The following is a 19,126-nucleotide window of genomic DNA, read 5'->3' on the forward strand; positions in this document are numbered from 1 at the left end:
GCCGGTCCCCGGCTCCTCGGACCCATGCTGCACGAACCGGCCCGGACCGGCAGGTCCTGCGGCTCTGGGAGAGCTACGGACGTGTCCGGCGAGGCCGGTCCCGCGCGGCGCGTGGCGGGGCCGCGGTCACGGTGTCTGCCAGATGGTGTCGAAGGCTCCTTGTTGCGCCGATCTGCGCTGCCGTTCCGCGGCCAACTGGGTGATGGCCTGATGGATCGCGGCGAGGACGGCGGTCTCGTCGTCGGCGAGGCCCCCGAACACGTCCGCGGGCGCCTCCGCCATGCCCGCCGCGGCAGCGAGACCGACGAAGACGGGGTCGCCCGCACGCAGGCGGTCGACCCCGTGGCGCACCGCGAGAGGGCTGACCACGGGACGGGGGCGGCGGAAGGGGCGGCGGTGCGACCGCTGCGGCCCGTACGGTTCGGCCGCTTCCATCGCGACGGCGTAGCGTGCGGCCAGCCCGGCTCCCCGGCGCCAGAGCCAGCTCTCCACGGTCTCGTACGGGGGTTCCCGAGTGAGTTCGGACGCGGCTTCCGTCAGCATCGGGTCCACGTCGTGCGGCGGGACGACCGGCGTGATCCTGTCGGCCCCGAGAACGACCGCCCGCACGTCGGCGAGGTCGAGCAGCTCGGCTCCCGCGAGGACCAAGGACAGGTCCCCCTGGTCGGGGGCCGGGCCGGTTTCGGGAGCGGCAGCGAGGGCCGCCAGATCATGGGCGGTGGTCATGGCGGCTCCGTGAGGGAGGAAGGACGGCGCCGGCGGTCACGGCCGTCGTGCGTCGTGCGTCGTGCGTCGTGCGTCGTGCGTCGTGCGTCGTGCGTCGTGCGTCGTGCGTCCGATGGTCCCGGCATCTGCATGCTCCACCGGCCCGCGCCGATCGGCGCCCCGGCCGGGCCGCGGGGCCGGGTGCCGGAGGCCGATGGAGTGAACGCCGTACGCCTGACGGCACGGGTCGTTCGACGATTTCGTACGCCGCCTGAGGGCACAGGATGCCGGACGGCTGCGGACCCCTGACGGCACTGGGTGCCCGACGGCTGCGGACACCTGAGGCAGCGGGGGGGCACGGTCGCGGCCGCGAGGCCGCGTCACGGGGTGCGCGGCGTCAGCACCTCCTGGAGCAGCGCTCCGTATCGCGAGACCAGGTCCGCGCGGTCCATGCGGAGCAGGGTCCGGTCGTCCGCCACCCACAGTGCGTACAGCAGTCCTCCCGCCAGGGCGGCCGCCATGCGCGCACGGAGGTCGGCGTCGGGGCCGGACAGGCGGCGACGCAGGGGCGCGACGAAGAGGTGCTCGTGTGTGTCACGCAGACGGTCGTGGATGTGCGGTTCGTTGCCGCCGTGCACGAGGGCGAGGAAGACACCCCGTGCGGAGCCGTTGAGATCGACGAGGAGTTCGACGAGCCGTTGCCCCAGCTGCTCCTGGGGCACGTCGAGCAGTGGTGCGTCGTCGAGCGTCAGATGCATGGTCTCCAGGAACAGCTGCTCCTTGCTCTTGAAATGACGGATCACCAGTGCGGGGTCCGTGTCGGCGGCGGCCGCGATCTGACGGACGGTCGTCCTGGAGAAGCCCCTGGCCCGGAAGAGTTCGGCGGCGGCCGCGTGGATGGAGTCACGGGTCGAAGTGCCGGAGCCGGTCTGCAGCATGCGGGTCAGGATAGGCGGCCCCGCGCTTCGCAACTGCGCGTTCACACAATCACCGGGGCCGGCTTGGGATCACGTGAGCGTTTCAAGAAGTTCGGTCAACATTGTTGACTCCTCCTCAGGAGCACTGCACATTACTTGACGGTAGAACCTCCGGTAACCGTTCGGCCAGGCGCTTCTCCCCGTCCGCACCGCTCCGTTCCTCGCTGCCGGCCTGCCCTGTCGGCCGCCGCACCCGCAGCTCCGCCCCCAAGAGAGGGATCATATGCCGAAGCACGCCCCGCGCAATGTCATGGCCACATCATTCGCGCTCGTCGGGGCGCTCGCCCTGAGCCTCACGGGCGGCACCGCCCACGCGTCCGACTCGCTGGAGTACGTCGCCCTCGGCGACAGCTACAGCGCCGGTTCGGGCGTGCTGCCGGTCGACCCGACCAACCTTCTGTGTCTGCGCTCCACCGTGAACTATCCCCATGTGATCGCGTCCCGAACGGGCGCTCACCTGAAGGACGTGACCTGCGGGGCGGCCCAGACGAAGGACTTCACCTCGTCGCAGTACCCCGGGGTGGCGCCGCAGGTGAACGCGCTCGACGCGGACACCGACCTGGTGACACTGACGATCGGCGGCAACGACAACGGCACCTTCATCAATGCCATCACGGCGTGCGGCAGCGCGGGTCTCCTCACCCTCGGCAAGGGCAGCCCCTGCAAGGACCGGCACGGCTCCTCCTTCACCGACGAGATCGAGAAGAACACCTACCCCGCGCTGAGGAGCGCCCTGCGGGCCGTACGCGCCAAGGCGCCCAACGCCCGCGTGGCCGTGCTGGGTTACCCGTGGATCACACCGGCCCAGGCCGACCGGTCGTGCTTCGTGAAGCTGCCGGTCGCCGAAGGTGACGTGCCGTACCTGCGCGACATACAGGCCCGTCTGAACGCGGCGGTCGAGCGGGCCAGCGAGGAGACCGGCGCCACCTACGTGGACTTCTCCCAGGTGTCCGACGGCCACGACGCGTGCAAGGCCGGCGGGACCCGGTGGATCGAGCCGCTGCTCTTCGGCACCAGCGTGGTGCCCGTCCACCCCAACGCCCTAGGAGAGCGGCGCATGGCCGAGCACACCATGAGCGTTCTCGGCCTGAGCTGACGGCATCTCGCGCTACCGCCGTCGACCGATCCGTTCCGACCGTCGGAGCGTCGATGCGGGCGGAGACCGTCACGGATTCCGCGCCGGCTGCCACCAGGGCGTCGCGCACGCGCTCCACCGCCTCCAGTTCCGCATTGGACGCCCGCGCGCGTGCGGGCCCCGGACGACGCACTCCAGCTCGCGCGCCCCACTGCTCCCGCGATGTGCGCGGTCCCCTCGCCCCGGTCTCGATCGGCGTGTCGAGGTGGTGGCGGGGCGGCGGCCTCGGCTCCTCCTGTCCGCCGCGCGCGTCCGGATTGCGGAAAGGACTCGGGGGCACGTGCAGTCCCACGACGACCGACGACGGAGAAGGGGTGACTGCCATGGCCCGACGACGGGTGCCGACGGCGGAACCGGAAGTCCAGCCGCCCGCGGACCGTGAGGACGTCCGAACGCCGCCACTCCGTCCCCACGACTACACGCCGGCCGACTACGCCGATGCCGTGGTGCACAGCGCCCGGGAGGCCGGTGTGTCCCCCGTCCTCGTGATGACCGTGCTGCACAACGAGGCGTACAAGCCCCACCACCCCTTGCTGGAGCGGTTGTGGCAATGGTGGAAGCCCGGGGCGTCCTTCGGCGTGGCCAACATGCACCGGGCGACGTTCGAGCGGGTTCGGCGGTCGCACGGCCTGCAAGGACGGTGGCAGGACCTGCGCGACGACCCTGCCTTCGCCATCCGCACGGCGGCCCTCCACCTGCGGGACCTCGACCGGAGCCTCCCCCGGCGGCACGTACGCCGCTACACCCGCGACGAACTCCTGGCCCTCGGCTACAACACCGGCGAACGCAACATGCGCGCCTTCGCCCGCGGCATCCCGCCGGGCCCCATGGCACGCTCGTACCTGCGCCGTTTCCGCGCCAACCGGGAACGAGCCGCCGCGTCACTGCCCGACGGCGGCGCGGCGCACCCAGTGGCGACGCATCGCGACGCAGAGGTGTGACTCCGTAAGGGGAACACCGTGACAGTGGCCGGTGCGAGGCGGTTCAGGGGCGGGTGGCGCGGTCCAGTTCGATCAGGATCGAGTAGTACGCGCGGCCCGTCGCACGGTCCATGCCGATCTCGCACATGCGGTTGGCGGACAGGTGGGCGTCGTAGGCGCGGGAGGTGACTTCCGCGGCCTCCTTCGCCGTCGCCGACGCCGTCAGCTCCTTGTGCAGCATGCCCCGGTCGCCGGCGAAGGCGCAGCAGCCCGCGTCGTCCGGGACGACGACCTCGTCGGCGATCGCGTCCGCGACCGCGCGGAGTTGGTCCACGTCGCCCAGGTGCTGCATCGAGCAGGTCGGGTGGAGCACCGCCGAACCGGCCGTCCGGCGGACGGTCAGCCGTGGCAGGAGTTCCTCGGCGGCCCACACGACGGAGTCGACCACGTCCAGGCGCCCGTGCAGCTCCCGGTTGGCGTCGGTGAGGTAGGGGACGACCTCGTGCTGGATGCCGAGCGTGCAGGAGGAGGCGTCGACGACCAGCGGGAGCCGTCCGCCGTCGGTCCACGCCCAGGCGGCCTCGACGACACGGTTGGCCATCAGCGTGTTGCCGTCCTCGTAGCCCTTGGAGTGCCAGATCGTCGAGCAGCAGGTTCCGGCGACGTCCTCGGGGATCCACACCGGCCGGCCGGCGCGGGCCGACACGTCGACCACGGCCTGCTGGAGCGAGGGGCTGCGGTCGTCCTCGGGTCCGGCGAAGATACGGTTGACGCAGGCCGGGTAGTAAACGGCGCTCGCACCCGTGCGGGAGGTGGGCGGTGCGGTGCGGGCGGCCGCGCCCGGGATCTCGGGCAGCCACTCGGGCATCAGGTCGGGACGTACGGCCTTGCGGGCGAGGCCGGTCGCGGCCCCCAGCAGCCGGTCGCTGATCTTCTCCGCCGCGCCGACCGCGAGGCGTGCCGACGCCTCCACGGTCTTGAAGTGCCTGGCGGTGAGTGCGGCGATGCGCTCCTCGCGCGGTGAGTGCCGCCGGTGACGGAAGTCCTTCATCATCGCGCCGGTGTCGATGCCGACCGGGCAGGCGATCGCGCAGGTGGAGTCGCCCGCGCAGGTGTCGACCGCGTCGTAGCCGTAGGAGGCGAGGAGTTGTTCCTCCACGGGTGATCCGTCCGGCTGGCGCAGCATCTCCCGTCGCAGCACGATGCGTTGGCGTGGGGTGGTGGTCAGGTCGTGGCTGGGGCAGGTGGGTTCGCAGAAGCCGCACTCGATGCAAGGGTCGGCGACGGGCTCGATGCCGGGGATCGTCTTCAGTCCGCGCAGGTGGGCCCTGGGGTCACGGTCGAGGACGACCCGGGGTGCCAGGACGCCCCGGGGATCGATCAGTTGCTTGATCCGCCACATCAGCTCGGTGGCCCGGGGCCCCCATTCCATCTCCAGGAAGGGGGCGATGTTGCGTCCGGTGGCGTGCTCGGCCTTGAGCGACCCGTCGAAGCGTTCCACGGTCATCCGGCAGAAGTCGTCCATGAACGCGGCGTACCGGTCGACGTCGGAGGTCTTCGACGCGTCGAAGGCGAGCAGGAAGTGCAGGTTGCCGTGGGCGGCGTGACCGGCGACGGCGGCGTCGAAGCCGTGCTCCGCCTGGAGTCCGAGCAGGTCCTGGCAGGCTTCGGCCAGCCGGGACGGCGGCACCGCGAAGTCCTCCGTGATCAGGGTGGTGCCCGCGGGGCGGGAGCCGCCGACGGCGGTGACGAAGGCCTTGCGGGCCTTCCAGTAGCCGGAGATCACCTTGGGGTCGCGGGTGAACGCGTTGGTCACCGAGGCGACGGGGGCGACCAGGTCGAGGCGGTCGACGACCTGGGCCGCCGCCCGCTCGAAGGCCTCCTGGCCCGCCTCGTCGGGGGCGCGGAACTCGACGAGCAGCGCCGCGGTCTCCCGCGGCAGGCCGGCCCAGTCGGCCGGCACACCCCGCACGCTCACCGAGGCGCGCAGCGTGTTGCCGTCCATCAGCTCGACGGCGATGGCCCCGGCCTCGTTGAACAGGGGGACGGCTGCCGCGGCGGAGGTCAGTGACGGGAAGAAGAGCAGACCGCTGGTGGTCCTGCGCTCCAGCGGCAGGGTGTCGAAGACCACCGCGGAGATGAAGCCGAAGGTGCCCTCGGAGCCGACCATGAGCCCGCGCAGGATCTGGACGGGCGTGGCGCCGTCGAGGAAGGCGTCCAGCCGGTAGCCGTTGGTGTTCTTGATCTCGTACTTGGCGCGGATGCGGGCGGTCAGTTCGGCGTCCGCCTCGATCTCCGCCTTGAGTGCCAGCAGCCCTTCGCACAGGCCGGGTTCGGTGCGCGCCAGTGTCTCGTCGGCGTGCGGGTCGGCGGTGTCGACGACCGTGCCGCTCGGCAGGACGAAGGTCAGTGAGGCGAGGGTGCGGTAGGAGTTGCGTGTGGTGCCGGCGGTCATGCCGGAGGCGTTGTTGGCGACGACGCCTCCGACCGTGCACGCGATGGCGCTGGCCGGGTCCGGCCCCAGGATCCTGCCGTGCCGGGCGAGGGTCGCGTTGGCCCGCATGACCGTGGTGCCGGGCCGGATCCGGGCGCGGGCGCCGTCGTCCAGGACCTCGATGCCGGTGAAGTGCCGGCGCACGTCGACGAGGATGTCCTCGCCCTGCGCCTGGCCGTTGAGACTGGTGCCGGCGGCCCGGAAGACGACCTGGCGGCCGTGGTCACGGGCGTACGCCATCACCGCCGAGACGTCGTCGGTGTTCTCCGGGAGGACGACGACCTGCGGGACGAACCGGTAGGGGCTGGCGTCGGAGGCGTACTTCACCAGGTCGGAGATCTTCCACAGGACCTTGTCGGGCCCCAGCAGGGCGGTCAGGCCGGCGCGGAGCGCCTCGGGGGTGCCCGTGGCCCCCTCGTCGGGCACCCGGTCGGCGGCCGCGGCACGGGCCGTGCCGGGACGGAGGGCTTCCGGCTTGGGTTCCAGCAAGGGCATGACGTTCGACTCCCACACGATGTCGGTCGGTGCTGTTCAGCGTACGGCGGCGTATTCCGCCCGGTCGCGCCGGTCCCGTCGGACCGGCGGGCCGAGCGTCACATGGCGGGCGGAGGCTTCACCCGGGCGGTTCCCGGTCGGGCAGCACGGCCACCACGTCGATCTCCACGAGGATGTCCATCAGGTCGGACCCGACCGTGGTGCGCACCGGGCAGGGTTCCTCGAAGAACTCCCGGTAGGCCGCGTCGTACGCGGCGAAGTCCCTCCTGAGGTGCTGCAGGTGCGCCGTGACCTTCACGACGTCCCGCAGGGACAGGCCGTGGGTGGCGAGGACCGCGCCGATGGTGCGCAGGACCTGAGCGGTCTGCGCGCCCACGCCCTCCGGCACGGCGCCGGTGGCGGGGTCCTGCGGGCCGAATCCGGCCGTGAACAGGAAACCGCCGGCCACCACGCCCTGGGAGTAGGCGCCCGCGGGACGGGGAGCCGCGGGCGTGTCCACGGCTCGCATACCGAGCGGCTCGCTCATCCGGTCAGGTCACCGTCCCTCTCGTTGACGCCCGCGTAGTGGCGGAGCTTGTCCTCGTCGACGCTCACGCCCAGGCCCGGCCCCGACGGCACCCGCAGCCGGCCGTTCTCCAGGTGCAGGGGCTCGGTGATGTCGTCGGCGTGCAGGTAGTACATGCTGTCGATGGCCCGCGAGAGGACGGGCGTGCTCGACACGACGGCCAGGTGGGCGGCCGTGGCGATGCCCAGTTCGCCGCCGCTGTGCAGGTTCATGCCCAGGCCGAAGGTCTCGCAGTGCGCGGCGAGCGCCTTGGTCGCGGCGATGCCGCCCCACTTGTAGACGTCGCCGTGGATGACGTCGACCGCGTTCAGCCGCATGGCGGGGGCGAACTCCTCGAAGCGGACGACGCACATGTTGGTGCACAGCGGGATGCGTATCTTGGCCTTCACCTGTGCCATGCCCTCGATGCCGGCGCAGGGGTCCTCCAGATACTCGAGGTCCAGTTCCTCCAGGGCGATGCCGGCGCGGACGGAGTCGGGGACGGACCAGGCCGCGTTCGGGTCCACGCGCAGGTTCACGTCGGGCAGCGCCTCGCGGACGGCGCGCAGGATGGCGACGTCGCCCGCGCAGTCCTTGGTGCCCTTGAGCTTGACCGCCTCGAATCCGCCCTCGGCGACGACGCGTGCCGCGTGCTCCGCCATGGCCCTGGGCAGGTCGGCGGGTGCCGCGCCCGGCGCGTCGGCGCGGGTGATCAGCGCGGTGATCGGCACCTCGTCGCGCACCGCGCCGCCCAGCAGGTCGGTGACGGACTGGCCGGTGGCCTTGCCCATCGCGTCCCAGCAGGCGACGTCGACGGCGGCGATCGCCGCGTAGCCGAGGTAGCCGTAGAAGAAGGGCACCATGTGCTGCTTGCGGTGGAAGCCCTCCAGCGCGAACGGGCTGGTACCGATCAGGTCGGGGATCATCTGCCGGACGACGGCGGCGACGGGCGCGCCCCACATCGTCTCGCCCCAGCCCTCGACGCCCGCGTCGGTGCGCACGCGGACGACGGTGCGAGTCTCGCCGGTCTTGGTCTCGAAGGAACTCGTGAAGGGATTGACGAGTGGGAGGTTGACGACCCACACGTCGACGTCGGTGATCTTCATTGCTTCTCCTCGCATCATGGGGGTCATCGGCTCGCCGCGTCGAAGGCGCGGATCGCCCGGGCCAGTCCCAGCGCCCGTTCGTGCAGCAGCCGGTCGCCGCGGTCGGCGTCGGCGCCGGAGGCGTCGTCGGTGGAGCCGGCGACGCGTTGCCATTCGCCGTGCCGCTCGACGGTCAGGCCGGGGTGCGGCGGGTGGTCGAACAGCGGGGGCGGTTCGACGGGGGTACGGGCGGGCACGGGGGTGCGCACCAGGGCGGGGTGGGCCGCGAGCATGAGGGACGTCTCGAACCATCCGGCGTGCCCCGGGGTGACGTCCGGCCGTTCGGCCTCGTCGTCACCGGCGGTGACGGTCCAGTACGAGCAGGCCGCGACCGTGACCTGGGCGCGCAGCGCGAACCGCTTCACGGCGAGCCGCATGATCTCGTCGTTGCCGCCGTGCCCGTTGACCACCATGATCCGGTGGTGGCCGCTGGTCACGAGCGAGTCGAGGATGTCGTCGAACACGGCGCCCAGGGTCGACGCGGAGAGCGAGACGGCCGCCGCGAACAGGTGGTGCGGGCTGTGTCCGAACGGCAGCGCGGGCAGCCGCACGACGTTCGGAACGGGGGCCGCCGAGGGTGCGGAGGACGCGGAGGCCTCCTGGTCGAGGAGGTCCAGCGCCCGGTCCACGACCTCCTCGACCAGGAGGGTGTCGGTCCCCATGGGCAGGTGCCCGGCGTGCTGCTCCTGCGAGCCCACGGGCAGCAGGGCCAGGCCGTTCTCGCCGGCCCGGCGCACCTCCTGCCAGGTGAGTTCACTCAGTTTCGATTGGCTCACAGTGCTACCTCTCCGAAACACGGCCATGGCACAGTCGGCGCATGGTCCACGAACGTTCTCCGTTGCGGCTGGTCCCCGAGGCCGCGCAGCGACCCCCCACTCCCCCGGCGCCGCGGCGCCTGGGTGCCGTCGAACTGGTGCCCGGCCGGATCGGGGCGGCCGTGCTGTCCACGGCGGGGCAGGTGCTCGACCGCACCGAGTCGCGCTACGACGCGGCCGGCGCGACGCCCGCGGACATCGACAGGGCGCTGGCCCAGGTGGCCGGTGTCTTCGCCGGCCACGAGGTCCAGGGGATCGGCGTCGCCGCCGCGGGGCTGGTGGACCCCCTCGCCGGGTTGATCCTTGAGGTCAACGACGTACCGGCGCTGCACGGCTACCCGGTGACGGAACGGCTCGCCGCCCTCACCGGGACCGGGGTGCGGGTGGAGCACCGGGCGCGGCTGCAGGTGCTCGGCGACCGCTGGTTCGGCGCGGGCCGCGGACGGCGCACGTTCGCCTCGGTGTCGACCGGCGAGGTGCTCGGGGTGGGTGTCCTCTACGACGGGGACGTGCTGGCTCCGCCCGGTGGGCGCAGCGGCGCGCACATGACCGTGTCGGCCAGCGGCGAGCGGTGCACGTGCGGGAACCGGGGCTGCTGGAAGACCCTGGCCACGACCGGATGGCTGCGGGCCAGGGCGCGTGCTGCGGGGCTCGGGGAGGAGACGTCGCTGGCCGCGCTGGTGCGCCGGGATGACGCGCTCGCCGGGCAGGTGGTGGAGGAGTACGCGCACAACCTGGCGCTGGGGCTGGTGAACGTGCAGCAGCTGTTCGCGCCGGGCCTGTTCATCCTGCACGGTGAGGCGCGTGAGGGCGGTGAGCGCTTCCGTACCGTGGTGGAGGAGCGGCTGCGGGACGCGGTCGCCTTCGCGGGGGCCGAGCTGCCCCGGGTGCTGGTCGGTGCCGCCGCGGTCGACGACGTGGCCCTTCTGGGCGGGGCGGGTCTGGTGCTGTCGCACCTCTAGCGGCTGTCGTGCCGGTGGCGGGTGGCGGGTCATCGGCCCGCTTCGCCCGTCGGGGAGGACGCGCGGGCGGCGGCGCGCCGGCCCCGGCGCGGGTCGAGGACCGGTACGGCGTCGAACAGCTGCCGGGTGTAGGGGTGCCGCGGAGTGCGCAGTACCGCTGCCGTCTCGCCCACCTCGACCAGACGTCCGCGGCTCATCACCGCGACCCGGTCGGCCACCTGCGCCACCACGGCGAGGTTGTGCGAGACGAAGACGTAGGTGAGGCCCAGCCGCTGTTGCAGGTCCGCCAGGAGGTCGAGGACGGTCGCCTGCACGGAGACGTCCAGGGCGCTGGTCGGCTCGTCGAGGACGAGCATCCGGGGGTGGAGTGCCAGGGCCCGTGCGATCGAGATGCGCTGGCGCTGGCCGCCGGAGAACTCGTGCGGGTAACGGTCCTGGATGCCGGCATCGAGGCCGACGGCTTCGAGGAGCTCCCCGACCCGCTGCCTGGTCCGGGCGCGGGCGCGCCGGCCACGTGCCTCGGGGTCGTGGGTGACCAGCGGTTCGGCGACGATGTCGGTGATGCGCATGCGCGGGTTCATGCTGGAGTAGGGGTCCTGGAGGACGACCTGCATCTGCCGCCGTGTGCCGCGCAGTTCGGCCGCGGTGAGGGTGGCGAGGTCCTGCCCGCCGAAGCTCACGCTCCCGGCGGTGGGTTCGAGGAGGCCGAGGAGCAGCCGGGTGAGGGTGGTCTTGCCGCAGCCGGACTCACCGACCAGGGCCAGGGTCTCGCCCTCGTGCACGTCGAGTGACACGTCGTCGACGGCGACGTTGGTGCGCCTGCCGCCGAACTCCTTGCGCAAGCCTCGCAGTTCGAGGAGTGGCCGCCCGGCCGGGGATGCGGGGCCGGTGGTGTCGGCCGTGTCGGTGCTCATGCCGCCTCCAGTCGTGGGGTGGCCGCCAGAAGTCCGCGGGTGTAGGGGTCGGCCGGACGGTCGAAGACGTCGAGGACGTCGCCGGTCTCGACGGCCTTGCCCTGGTTCATGACCACGACGCGGTCGGCGGTCTCGGCGACGACCGCGAGATCGTGGGTGATCAGCACGACGGCCATGTCGTGCTTGTGCTGGAGGGTGACGAGGAGGTCGAGGATCTGGCGCTGCACGGTGACGTCCAGCGCGGTGGTGGGCTCGTCGGCGATGAGGACGCGGGGGCGGGCCACCAGCGCCGTCGCGATCATCACGCGCTGGCGCAGGCCGCCGGAGAGTTCGTGCGGGTACTGGCGGTAGCGCAGGGCCGGGTCGGGGATGCCGACCTCGTCGAGTGCCGCCAGTGCGGCCCCCTTGGCCTCGGCGCGGGAGATGCCGGTGTGGTGCCGGAGAACCTCGGCCACCTGGGCGCCGACGCGCTGGAGCGGGTCGAGGCAGGTCATCGGGTCCTGGAAGACCATGGCGATGTCGCGGCCGCGGACCTTGCCGAGTTCCTTCTCGGAGAGTTTCAGCAGGTCCCGTCCGTCGAAGCGGATCTCGCCGCTCGGGTAGACGCACGGCGGGCTCGGGTTGAGACGCAGGACGGACAGCGCGGTGGCGCTCTTGCCGCTGCCGGACTCGCCCACGACGGCGAGGGTTTCGCCGGCGCGGACGTGCAGGGAGACGTCCTGGACGGCGTGGACGACGGACGTCTCCAGCCGGAAGTCGACGCTGAGTCCGTCGATCTCCAGCAGCGGCTCGTCCTTGGCCGGACGCCGGGACGGGTCGGTCGGGGTGCGGTCGTTGGTCATCGGCGGTAGGCCTTCGGGTCCGCGACGTCCCGCAGGGCGTCGCCGGTGATGTTGATGGTGAGGGAGGTCAGCATCAGTGCGATGCCGGGGAAGACGGCGACCCACCAGGAGGTGCCGAGGTAGAGCTGGCCGTCGGCGAGCATGCCGCCCCAGGTGACGGTCTCCTTGGGGACGCCCAGGCCGAGGTAGCTGAGGGAGGCCTCGGCGACGATGGCGGCGGCGACGTGCAGTGTGCCGATGGTGGCCAGCGGTGCCATGACGTTGGGCAGCAGGTGGCGGCGCATGATGGTGACGTCGGTGACGCCGATCGCGCGGGCCTCGGTGACGAAGTCGCGGGTGCGCAGCGACATCACCTCGGAGCGCACGACGCGGGCGTAGGAGACCCAGCCGGTGAAGCCGAGGACCAGGATCACCATCCACAGTCCCGAGCCGAGGAAGCCTACGACGGCGAGCGCCAGCAGGAGGGAGGGGAAGGCGAGTTGGACGTCGGCGAGCCGCATGAGGGTGCGGTCCGCCCAGCCGCCGAAGTAGCCGGAGGCGAGGCCCACGGCCGTACCCACGACGCCGGCGAGCAAGGCCGCTCCGGCGCCGACGAGCAGGGAGACACGGGCGCCGTGGACGACGCGCGAGAGCATGTCGCGGCCGAGCTGGTCGGTGCCCAGGAGGTGGGCGCTGCTGCCGCCGTCCTGCCAGGCGGGGGGCCGCAGTCGCAGGAGGAGGTTCTGCGTGCTGGGGTCGTAGGGGGCGATCAGCGGCGCGAACAGGGCGGCGACGATCAGCAGGAGCAGTACGGCGAGGGCCACGACGGCCCGTTTGTCGCGCAGCAGTGCCCGCAGGGCGACGGCCCGGGAGCCGGACCGGCCGGACGGAGTCTTCGCCGTGGCCCGGTCGGGCGCGGCGGGGGTCATGACGGTCATCGTGACGTCCTCACCCTCGGGTCGAGGAAGCTGTAGGAGAGGTCGACGAGCAGGTTCACCACGACGAAGGTGGCGGCGAAGAACAGGACGGTGGCCTGGACGAGCGGGAAGTCGCGGTTGGAGATCGCCTCGACGGTCAGCTGGCCCACTCCGGGCCAGGAGAAGACCCGTTCGGTGAGGATGGCTCCGCCGAGCAGGTTGCCGACCTCCAGGCCGACGACGGTCACCACCGGCAGTGAGGCGTTGCGTACTCCGTGCCGGAGCACCACCTGCAGCGGCCCGAATCCCTTGGCGCGGGCGCTGCGGATGTGGTCGGAGGACAGGACGTCGATCAGTGAGGAGCGCAGGAGGCGGGCCACGACGGCGACGGAGTACACGGCGAGGGTGACGGCGGGCAGGATCAGGTGGGCGAACGTGCCGTATCCGGAGGCGGGCAGGGCGCGCAGCCAGACGGCGAAGACCAGGATGAGCAGGATGCCCACCCAGAACGGCGGGGTGGACTGGCCGAGCAGGACGCCGGTCATCACGGTGTGGTCGGTTCCCCGGCCGCGGCGCATGGCGGCGAGGATGCCCGCCGGGACGGCGATGACGAGGGTCAACGCGAGGGCGGCGGCGGCCAGTTCGACGGTGGCCGGCAGCCGGTCGGCGAGTATCTCGCTCACCGGCTGCCCGTACACGAGGGAGTCACCGAAGTCGAGGTGCAGCAGTCCCCAGAGGTAGTCGAGGTACTGGGTGAGCAGGGACTGGTCCAGGCCCAGGGAGTGGCGCAGCACCTGCTCCTGTTCGGCCGTGGCGTCGGGCGGCAGCAGGATCTTCACGGGGTCGCCGGACAGGCGGACGAGGAAGAACGCGACGGTCGCCGTGCACAGCAGCACGAACAGGGCGGTGGCCAGACGTTTGAGCACCGCCCGCAGCAGTCCCGTCCGGTCCGGGCGGTGGGCGGTGGTGGCCGCCGGTGTGGGTGGTGTGTCGAGGGTGAGGGTGCTCACCGGGTCACCTCCGCGCTCTCCATGGCGAGGACGCCGGCGGCTCCCGGGGTCCAGCGGGGCCGGTCGTTGCGGGCGAAGATGTTGTCGGTCTGGTAGAGGAAGACGAAGGGTGCTTCCCTGCGCATGAGCCGTTGCAGGTCCGAGAAGGCCGCCTTGCGCCGCGCCGGGTCCTCGGAGAGTTCCTCGACGTCGATGAGGCGGTCGGCCTCCGCCGAGTGCCAGCGGCTCTGCCGCCGGTCGCTGCGCACGTTGGACTGGACGATGGACGCGCCGTCCATCGTCCACACGGTGCTGGCGGCGAGGTAGACGGGGCCGAGCGCCCCCCGGTTGTCGGAGGTGAGCCGCGCGGAGTAGGTGCCGGGGTCGAGCAGGTTGACGCGGGCGTCCACTCCGGCCCTGGCGAGCAGTCCGGACAGGGCCTCGGCGACGTTGGCGTCCACGTTGGAGGCGGTGAGCGTGGTGGAGAAGCCGTGGGGGTGACCGGCTTCGGCGAGGAGCCTGCGTGCGGTGTCGACCGAGCGTGTGAAGGGCTTGACGGTGGGGTCGAAGCCGAAGGATCCGCGGGGGACGAGTGCGGGGGTCTCCGTGGCCTTGCCGCCGAGTACGGCCTTGATGAGCAGCGGGACATCGATCGCGTGGTTGAGTGCCTGGCGTACCCGGCGGTCCTGGAGGGGGCCGCGTTCGAGGGTGTTCAGGGACAGGTAGGCGGTGCGGATGCCCGTGTGTCCGTCGATGGTGATGCCTCCGTAGCCGTCGAGCTGCTGGGCGGCGTCCGGGGTGAGTCCGGCCACGAGGTCGACGCCGCCGCTCTGCAGCGCGGCCAGGGAGGACGAGGCGTTGGGTGCCGGGCTGAAGACGAGGCCGTCGACGGCCGGGCGGCCGTTCCAGTGGCCGGCGTGGGCGCGCATCCGCAGTTCGTGGTCGCGCTGCCAGCTCGTGAAGGTGAAGGGACCGGTGCCGACGGGGTGGTCGGCGAAGGCGGCGTCGCCCACCTCGGCGAGGTGCCGGGGCGGCACCACGACGCCCCCGAACAGCGAGAGTTTGGCGGGCAGGATGGGGTCGTGCACGGTGGTGTGGATGTCGACGGTGAGCCGGTCGACGACGGTGACGCCCTCGACGAAGCGCAGTTCGACGATCGGTGACTTGGTCGCGGGGTCGAGCAGGCGCTCGATGCTGGAGGCCACGGCACGCGCGTCGCACACCTCACCGTTGTGGAAGGTCACCCCGGGGCGGAGGACGAAGCGCCAGGTCCGGGCGTCGGTGGCCTTCCAGGAGAGGGCGAGCCTCGGGTGCAGCCGGTTGTCGGGGCCGCGGGTGGTGAGGGTGTCGAACATGTTGATCAGGACGTTCATCGACACCATGTCGCCCTGCTTGTGCGGGTCCAGCGTCTTCGGATCGCCCGGCTGGGAGACCCGCAGGACGTTGCCGGCCCGGTCCGCGGCGGCCGTCGTGCCGCACGCGCTCAGGAGCGCCGGGGCGCTGAGGGCCCCGAGCAGCAGACCACCGGTCCGCAGGACGTGGCGTCGGCTGGGACGGCTGCGGTCCATCGTGCGCCCCTGAAGAATTCGTTCCATTGAACAACACCTCCGTTCCGTCAGATGGAATGCGGTTGGGTTAAGCTAAGCGACATGGTGAAAGCGGTCAACACCCGGTCGGGCGACCAGGAACTCGTGAAGGGCCCCGTCGACAAGGCGATGGAGGTGCTCGAAGCGCTCGTCCAGCCCGGCGGTCCCCACCGGTTGGGGGAGATCGCGCGCCGCACCGGGCTGACGAAGCCCACCGTCCACCGGCATCTGCGGACGATGGCCGAGCACGGCTTCGCGGAGCCCGCCGAGGGCGGCAGTTACCGCCCGGGCCCCCGGCTGCTGGGCCTGGCGGCGGCGGCCCTGAGCGACAGCCGGGTCCTGGAACTCACCAGGCCCGTCCTCGCCGATCTGCGCCTGCGCACCGGCCATGTCGCGTTCTACGCGGCGCGACACGGGAGCGACGCCGTGTACCTGGAGCTGTCGGAGCCGGCCCGCGAGTACCGGATGAGCACCCGGCCCGGTCACCGCTCACCCCTGCACGCCTGCGGTGTCGGGCTCGCCATCCTCTCCGTGATGCCGGCCGGGGAGAGCGCGGCGGTCGTCGACGCACCGGATCTGGAGGCGCGCACCCACAACACCCTCACCGACCCGGCCGCGCTCCGGGCGGAGCTGGCCCGGGCCGCGCTGCGTGGTTACGCGGTGGACGACGAGTACGACGAGCCGGACGTGCGGTCGGTGGCGGCCCCCGTGCTGGACGCCGAGGGCCGGCCCGTGGGCGCGATCGGCGTCGCCGGACTGTCCTTCACCCTCGACCCCGGCAGTGTGGAGGTCTTCGGCCCCATGGTGCGGGCCGCCGCGCGCACGGTGTCCGCCGGGCTCGGCGCCCGAACCCCCGCACTCGGCGTCGTGGACCCGACAACCGGAGGCGAGGGGGCATGAGCACCCTGACCGAACTGCTCGCGGAGGGACGGCGGGAGCGGGTCTACTCCGGTGCCGCCTGGTCCGTCGGGCACGCGCACGGCCCGCTGGACCGGGGCTGGACCGGCAGCCGCAGCTGGGACGGGCCGCCTCTGGACGGCGACGACGTGTGGGACCTCGCCTCGGTGACCAAGCCGATCGCCGGACTCGCGGTCATGGCCCTCGCCGAGCGTGGCGCCCTCGGGCTGGACGACACCGTGGGCACGTACCTTCCCGGCTACCGGGGCGGTGACAAAGCGGATCTGACCGTACGTCAACTCCTCACGCACACCTCGGGGATCCCCGGGCAGGTGCCGCTGTACCGGGACCATCCCACCCGTGCGGCGCTGCTGGACGCGGTGCGTCTGTTGCCGCTGACCGCTGCCCCCGGCACCCGTGTCCAGTACTCCTCGCAGGGGTTCATCATCCTCGGTCTCGTCGCCGAGGCGGCCACCGGGCAACCGCTGGACGAGCTGGTGGAACGGCTTGTGTGCGCCCCGCTCGGCATGCGTGACACCGTCTTCCGGCCGGACGCCGGCCGCCGGGCCCGGGCGGTGGCCACCGAGGACTGCCCCTGGCGCCGCCGCCTGGTCGTGGGCGAGGTCCACGACGAGAACGCGGTCGTGCTCGGCGGGGTCGGCGCTCACGCGGGCCTGTTCTCGACGCTGGCGGACATGGAGCGCCTCGGCGCCGCCCTCGCCGCCGGCGGCCGGGACCTGCTGCGCCCCGGGACGCTCGCCCTGATGACGGCCCCGCACACGGACGGCCTGGCGCTGCGGCGCGCCCTGGCCTGGCAGGGCCGCGACCCGGTCGACTCCCCCGCGGGAGAGGTGTTCGGCCCGGACTCCTACGGCCACACGGGCTTCACCGGCACCAGTCTGTGGGTCGATCCCGCCGCACGGCGCTACGCCGTGCTCCTCACCAACCGCGTGCACCCGGCCAGGACGGGTGAGGGCATCACCGCCCTGCGCCGGGCCTTCCACGACATCGCCGCCCGCATGACCGTGGACGCCGCCGAGGACCGTCACGGCACCGGACAGGCCGGTGGCCGTGCCGGGACCCGGGACGGGGCGTAGCGCGCCCGCTCGCGTCACCGCACGGGGAAGGTCACACCGGTGAGTTCCTCGGAGACGGTCCACAGACGCTGCTGGACGTCCCGGTCGTGGGAGGCCGCGCTGGACTCGACCAGCTCCGGGTAACCGCGGACTTCGAGACGGCCGCCGGGGCCGTAGTACTGGCCGCCCCGCACCGCCGGGTCGGTGGCGGCCCGCAGGGTGGGCAGGGCTCCCATCGCGGCCTTCTGGGTGAGCAGCGGCGCGAGCCGGGCGACGGGCGCGCGGAGCACGGCGGGCGAGTTGCGGATGAGCTCGGTGTTGGACACGCCGGGATGGGCGGCCACCGCGACCGTGGTGCCGTGCGGCGCGAGCCGGCGCTGCAGCTCGTAGGTGAACATGAGGTTGGCGAGCTTGGCCTGTCCGTACGCGCCCATGCGACTGTACGAGCGCTCCCAGTTCAGGTCGTCGAAGTGGATGGCGGCCCGGATGCGGTGGCCGGCGCTGCTGACCGTGACGACGCGGGAACCCGGGACGTCGAGGAGGCGGTCCAGCAGCAGGCCGGTGAGGGCGAAGTGGCCGAGGTGGTTCGTGCCGAACTGCAGCTCGAAGCCGTCGGCGGTGGTCTGCTTCGGCGTGTACATCACGCCGGCGTTGTTGATCAACAGGTCGATGCGCGGATGGGCCGTGCGCAGGTCGGCCGCCGCGGACCGGACCGAGTCCAGGGAGGCCAGGTCGAGGGCCTGCACGGCGACGTCGCCGGTGATGCGTGCGGCGGCCTGCTTGCCCTTCTCGACGTCCCGTACGGCCAGGATCACCCGGGCGCCGCGCTCGGCGAGCATCCGGGCGGTCTCGAAGCCGAGCCCGGTGTTGGCCCCGGTCACGACCGCCACCCGGCCGCGCTGATCGGGAATGTGCTGTTCGTTCCACTTGCCACTCATGACGCACCCCTAAAGAACCATCGGTCTGTTACCCGCGAAGGTAAGAGACCACCGGTCCGATGTCAAGGGACCGCCGGTCTTTAAGTTAGGCTGCGGGCATGACTTTCCAGCGGGCGCGCAGTGAGGAGCAACGGGCGATTCGCCGTCGGGCGATCCTGGACACGGCGGCGGCGATGCTCGCCGAGATGCCCGTGGCCGAGGTCAGCCTCAACGAGCTGAGCCGACGGGTGGGCCTGGCCAAGTCGAACGTCCTGCGGTACTTCGAGTCGCGCGAGGCCGTCCTGCTCGAACTGCTGGACGACTTCCTGGGGAGCTGGCTCGAGGAGCTGGCGGACGAGCTGGCCTCGGGCATCGAGGCGGACGCGGCGCCGGAGGTGCGGGCACGCCAGTTGGCCGAGGTGCTCAGCCGGTCGCTGGCGAACCGCGTGACATTGTGCGACCTCTTCGGCGCGCAGGGCGGGGTTCTCGAGCGCAACGTCTCGGTCGAGGTGGTCAAGCGGCACAAGCGGGCCTCCCTCGCGAGGCTGGCGACCATGTCCGAGCTGCTGCGCCGCCATGTGCCCGAGCTCGGCGACGACACGCAGGTCTTCTGCCTGATGTGCCTGGCGTCGGCGGGCGCCCTGTCCACGTACGTCCCGCCGCCGCCCGGCGTCCTCGCCGCGTACGCGGAAGAGCCTGACCTCGGCGTGCTCCACATGGAGCTGCGGGACGCCCTGCGGCTTTCCTTCACCTCGTCCCTGCTGGGTGTGCTGCCGCGCACCTGAACGTCCCCACCCGGCCCGCCGGCGCGCGTTCG

18 protein-coding genes are annotated in these 19,126 nt (G+C 72.2%); 6 read left to right on the forward strand and 12 right to left on the reverse strand.

Annotated elements, in window-relative coordinates:
- Positions 1 to 126: 126 nt before the first annotated feature.
- On the reverse strand, positions 127 to 726 hold the full coding sequence (locus F3L20_RS19565) for a GPP34 family phosphoprotein (RefSeq protein WP_150155464.1): 600 nt from the start codon (positions 724 to 726) through the stop codon (positions 127 to 129).
- 359 nt (positions 727 to 1,085) lie between these two features.
- Positions 1,086 to 1,643 (reverse strand): TetR/AcrR family transcriptional regulator, encoded by a 558-nt coding sequence (locus F3L20_RS19575; protein WP_150155465.1) that lies wholly within the window; start codon positions 1,641 to 1,643, stop codon positions 1,086 to 1,088.
- Between the two features lie 262 nt (positions 1,644 to 1,905).
- On the opposite strand from F3L20_RS19575, the gene F3L20_RS19580 reads away from it, so the two are divergent.
- Together F3L20_RS19580 and F3L20_RS19585 are read left to right on the forward strand one after the other, a co-directional pair.
- Positions 1,906 to 2,778: an SGNH/GDSL hydrolase family protein gene (locus F3L20_RS19580; protein ID WP_150155466.1), complete on the forward strand. Its 873-nt coding sequence runs from the start codon at positions 1,906 to 1,908 to the stop codon at positions 2,776 to 2,778.
- A gap of 362 nt (positions 2,779 to 3,140) precedes the next feature.
- Positions 3,141 to 3,758 carry a lytic transglycosylase domain-containing protein gene (locus F3L20_RS19585; protein ID WP_150155467.1) on the forward strand — a complete coding sequence of 206 codons (618 nt, stop codon included), beginning with the start codon at positions 3,141 to 3,143 and terminating at the stop codon, positions 3,756 to 3,758.
- Between the two features lie 43 nt (positions 3,759 to 3,801).
- Here the strand turns inward: F3L20_RS19585 and F3L20_RS19590 are convergent, their stop codons facing one another.
- The 4 genes from F3L20_RS19590 to F3L20_RS19605 form a co-directional block, all read right to left on the reverse strand.
- Positions 3,802 to 6,726: an FAD-binding and (Fe-S)-binding domain-containing protein gene (locus tag F3L20_RS19590; protein WP_150155468.1), complete on the reverse strand. Its 2,925-nt coding sequence runs from the start codon at positions 6,724 to 6,726 to the stop codon at positions 3,802 to 3,804.
- Between the two features lie 118 nt (positions 6,727 to 6,844).
- On the reverse strand, positions 6,845 to 7,252 hold the full coding sequence (locus tag F3L20_RS19595) for a RidA family protein (RefSeq protein WP_150155469.1): 408 nt from the start codon (positions 7,250 to 7,252) through the stop codon (positions 6,845 to 6,847).
- Complete coding sequence (locus F3L20_RS19600) at positions 7,249 to 8,376, reverse strand: mandelate racemase/muconate lactonizing enzyme family protein (protein ID WP_150155470.1); 1,128 nt, start codon at positions 8,374 to 8,376, stop codon at positions 7,249 to 7,251. The genes F3L20_RS19595 and F3L20_RS19600 overlap by 4 nt, the downstream gene beginning before the upstream one ends.
- Before the next feature lie 23 nt (positions 8,377 to 8,399).
- Positions 8,400 to 9,191 (reverse strand): creatininase family protein, encoded by a 792-nt coding sequence (locus tag F3L20_RS19605; RefSeq protein WP_150155471.1) that lies wholly within the window; start codon positions 9,189 to 9,191, stop codon positions 8,400 to 8,402.
- Between the two features lie 62 nt (positions 9,192 to 9,253).
- Between F3L20_RS19605 and F3L20_RS19610 the strand changes: the two genes are divergently transcribed.
- Positions 9,254 to 10,192, forward strand: a complete 939-nt coding sequence (locus F3L20_RS19610; protein ID WP_167534705.1) for an ROK family protein — start codon at positions 9,254 to 9,256, stop codon at positions 10,190 to 10,192.
- A 29-nt stretch (positions 10,193 to 10,221) separates the two neighbouring features.
- On the opposite strand, the gene F3L20_RS19615 is transcribed toward F3L20_RS19610, so the two are convergent.
- From F3L20_RS19615 to F3L20_RS19635, 5 genes are read right to left on the reverse strand one after another with little or no spacing between them, the layout of a single operon-like run.
- Entirely contained in the window at positions 10,222 to 11,106 is an 885-nt protein-coding gene (locus tag F3L20_RS19615) for an ATP-binding cassette domain-containing protein (protein WP_150155473.1), read from the reverse strand.
- The gene (locus F3L20_RS19620; protein WP_150155474.1) at positions 11,103 to 11,948 is read right to left on the reverse strand and encodes an ATP-binding cassette domain-containing protein; all 846 of its coding nucleotides are present in this window, start codon (positions 11,946 to 11,948) and stop codon (positions 11,103 to 11,105) included. The genes F3L20_RS19615 and F3L20_RS19620 overlap by 4 nt, the downstream gene beginning before the upstream one ends.
- A complete protein-coding gene (locus tag F3L20_RS19625; RefSeq protein ID WP_167534559.1) occupies positions 11,945 to 12,865 on the reverse strand; it encodes an ABC transporter permease in 921 nt (306 codons plus the stop codon). The genes F3L20_RS19620 and F3L20_RS19625 overlap by 4 nt, the downstream gene beginning before the upstream one ends.
- Positions 12,862 to 13,854 carry an ABC transporter permease gene (locus tag F3L20_RS19630; protein WP_150155475.1) on the reverse strand — a complete coding sequence of 331 codons (993 nt, stop codon included), beginning with the start codon at positions 13,852 to 13,854 and terminating at the stop codon, positions 12,862 to 12,864. Before F3L20_RS19630 ends, F3L20_RS19625 begins: the two co-directional genes overlap by 4 nt.
- Positions 13,851 to 15,428: an ABC transporter substrate-binding protein gene (locus F3L20_RS19635; RefSeq protein ID WP_167534560.1), complete on the reverse strand. Its 1,578-nt coding sequence runs from the start codon at positions 15,426 to 15,428 to the stop codon at positions 13,851 to 13,853. Before F3L20_RS19635 ends, F3L20_RS19630 begins: the two co-directional genes overlap by 4 nt.
- Positions 15,429 to 15,482: 54 nt before the next feature.
- On the opposite strand from F3L20_RS19635, the gene F3L20_RS19640 reads away from it, so the two are divergent.
- Together F3L20_RS19640 and F3L20_RS19645 are read left to right on the forward strand one after the other, a co-directional pair.
- Entirely contained in the window at positions 15,483 to 16,319 is an 837-nt protein-coding gene (locus F3L20_RS19640; protein WP_150155476.1) for an IclR family transcriptional regulator, read from the forward strand.
- Positions 16,316 to 17,413: a serine hydrolase domain-containing protein gene (locus F3L20_RS19645; protein ID WP_150155477.1), complete on the forward strand. Its 1,098-nt coding sequence runs from the start codon at positions 16,316 to 16,318 to the stop codon at positions 17,411 to 17,413. Before F3L20_RS19640 ends, F3L20_RS19645 begins: the two co-directional genes overlap by 4 nt.
- A 14-nt stretch (positions 17,414 to 17,427) precedes the next feature.
- Here F3L20_RS19645 and F3L20_RS19650 read toward each other — a convergent pair whose 3' ends face one another.
- Positions 17,428 to 18,330, reverse strand: coding sequence for an SDR family NAD(P)-dependent oxidoreductase (locus tag F3L20_RS19650; protein ID WP_150155478.1), 903 nt, complete (start codon positions 18,328 to 18,330; stop codon positions 17,428 to 17,430).
- A gap of 98 nt (positions 18,331 to 18,428) precedes the next feature.
- Here F3L20_RS19650 and F3L20_RS19655 point away from each other — a divergent pair, with 98 nt between their 5' ends.
- Positions 18,429 to 19,094 (forward strand): TetR/AcrR family transcriptional regulator, encoded by a 666-nt coding sequence (locus F3L20_RS19655; protein WP_150155479.1) that lies wholly within the window; start codon positions 18,429 to 18,431, stop codon positions 19,092 to 19,094.
- Positions 19,095 to 19,126 lie beyond the last annotated feature (32 nt).

The organism is Streptomyces tendae (genome assembly GCF_008632955.1).
Taxonomy (GTDB): domain Bacteria; phylum Actinomycetota; class Actinomycetes; order Streptomycetales; family Streptomycetaceae; genus Streptomyces.